The 2,168-nt window shown below is 29.8% G+C and carries 3 protein-coding genes; all 3 read right to left on the minus strand.

Translation table 11 applies throughout. The features are described 5' to 3' along the window. Positions 1–283: 283 nt before the first annotated feature. The 3 genes from G498_RS0109945 to G498_RS0109955 all read right to left on the minus strand — a co-directional run bounded on the left by G498_RS0109945 (position 284) and on the right by G498_RS0109955 (position 2,061). Complete coding sequence (locus G498_RS0109945; RefSeq protein ID WP_026981016.1) at positions 284–949, minus strand: hypothetical protein; 666 nt, start codon at positions 947–949, stop codon at positions 284–286. Between the two features lie 152 nt (positions 950–1,101). Further along, a complete protein-coding gene (locus G498_RS0109950) occupies positions 1,102–1,599 on the minus strand; it encodes a hypothetical protein (RefSeq protein ID WP_026981017.1) in 498 nt (165 codons plus the stop codon). After that, positions 1,600–2,061, minus strand: a complete 462-nt coding sequence (locus G498_RS0109955) for a hypothetical protein (RefSeq protein WP_026981018.1) — start codon at positions 2,059–2,061, stop codon at positions 1,600–1,602. Positions 2,062–2,168 lie beyond the last annotated feature (107 nt).

The raw sequence follows: 2,168 nt of genomic DNA on the forward strand, positions 1-2,168 counted from the left end.
ATCCGCTCTTCTAGTGTTAATCGTCTGCGAGATTTTTGCATAATTCAACAAAGATAAAATTTATCATTTGTTGCATTAAGTTATTGAATTCTCCGAATGTTGTTAATAATTACCGCTAACGTCCCGGGGCTTTATGCAGGTGGGGATTTTTATTACTGACGTTTACAAATATACCGAAAAGATTGAAAGAAAAAACCTCACTTCGAAGAAGAAAGTGCAAACACTAACCTTTACCGATAAATCCTAAAACCCCACTTGCATAAAACCCTTGTTAGCAGTAGCCTTAATTTTTTTCTAAATCCCAAAAACCTTTAAAGTTCGTCCTAATTTCTTTGTCTAAGTTGGAAAGTTCAGATTGGTTTATATTTTTATCTAAATCAAGTTTGTTTAAAATGTGATTTTTGTAGATATTCTTCATACCATTAACGCATTCTACATATTTTGGATGAATAACTTCAAGTGTTTCGAATTTTAATTTATCAAGATTGTATTTAGCTATTTTGTTAATTAGTTTATTAAGAGTGTCAACCAATTCAACTGCTAATCTTTCTGTAGCAATTCTTAGTTTTACTTCTTTAATAGTATCGACCTCTAAAGGATATAGTTTCAGTATAAAATTCTCTTTTCCTTCCAACATATCGAAACATTCGGTATAAGATTTCACATCTATATTATGCATGAATTGATTTCTTATTTCCATGAATGTTTGGAACTTCTTTTTTTCCTCCTTTGATAGAGCATCAATGTCAATTAATAATTCAATTTTTTGGTTAAATGATAAGTTTCCACTTTTATTACCAAAGGATTTTGTGGTTTTATAATCCTTAATACCTAATAACGCAGCTAAATATTTTGCAGAAAGTTTTTCAAGTACTAAAGCTGTGATTAGTACATCATGCCTTAATTCAAGTGCATAATCATCCATTGTATATTTCTTAGTATCACTCATTTTTTGAAAGGTTACTGCTAACGTTTCAGGCTTAGCCGTCGTTGCGGCAATTTACGAAAAATATGCTATGAAACGCACGGCTCGAAAATCCGAAGGATTTTCTTTTAAGAGTTGAGCTAGCAATGCGGCTAAACCGCTGTTAACTGCCGTTTTTATTTCACTTTTGCTTTTAAAATTTCAATGATATCTTTCTTTGTTTTTTCAGTTTCAGTTGAGAACCCAAATTTCAACATTCCAAAACCTATTATTAGCATTCCCAGGGGAAACAAACAAATTTGTATAGGGCTTTCTCCAATTATTGCTCCTATTAAAGTTGCAATAAATGCTAACGAAACTCCACCTAACCAAATTACCATAAATACCATTACAAATGAAACTGGTTTTAGTTCTATTTCGATTTCTGTTCCATTTGTTTTTTCAATAACTTTTCCATTAACTTCAGGAAGAAATGAATTTCTATAATCTATAACCCTCTTTATATTGAAATTATCTCCATAAATAGTTCCATGAAAAAGTTTCGCATTTTCAACTTTTTGACTACCAAAACCAAAACTTTGTGTTGGTCTGGTGTTTGAAATTAATTCTTTAATTACTTCAGATTTTGATAAATTTGAAACTAAAGTTAATTTCTCAATTGGGATTATCTTCATTTATCTATTTTTTAATTGTTTTTCGGGAAATAAAATCATTGGATTTTCTGTTTCAATTGGCTCAAGCTTAAATCCCATCAATTCAGGTTCTCCATCTACATTGAATGATAAAATAAATCTTAAACTGTCACATTTCATATAATATTCATATATAAATGCAGTTTGGTCAACTCCTCCAATGTTTTTTTGAGTAAAAAAATCAACAAATTTTCCGTCTTTATTTTTCCAATCACAGTTTTGTCTTATTCCTCCAATAATTGGTTCAAGTTGTTCTTTTGGAAAATATTTAACCGGAAATTTTTCTCCAATATTTGGTTTATCCAAATTTTCCATGATGTAATTTGCTTGTTCTTGAGCCAAATTAAATTTTTGCATTTTTTTCCATCCAATAAATCCAATTATTCCAACTATTAAAACAATTATCCCTAAAATAATTCCAACAATCTTTAATACTTTTTTCATTTTTTTTTGACGTTTTTTTGAGGTAAAATGGCAGTTAACGTGTTGCAGCTTGGCAAAGTTGCGACAGTTAATGATTTACGTTCACAAATATACCGAAAAGTTAGAAA

The sequence above is a fragment of the Flavobacterium suncheonense GH29-5 = DSM 17707 genome (genome assembly GCF_000430025.1).
Lineage (GTDB): Bacteria > Bacteroidota > Bacteroidia > Flavobacteriales > Flavobacteriaceae > Flavobacterium > Flavobacterium suncheonense.

Bases quoted from the DNA above. Each gene is read 5' to 3' on its own strand.
- G498_RS0109945 (WP_026981016.1), bottom strand. From the start codon at position 949: ATGAGTGATACTAAGAAATATACAATGGATGATTATGCACTTGAATTA.
- G498_RS0109950 (WP_026981017.1), bottom strand. From the start codon at position 1,599: ATGAAGATAATCCCAATTGAGAAATTAACTTTAGTTTCAAATTTATCA.
- G498_RS0109955 (WP_026981018.1), bottom strand. From the start codon at position 2,061: ATGAAAAAAGTATTAAAGATTGTTGGAATTATTTTAGGGATAATTGTT.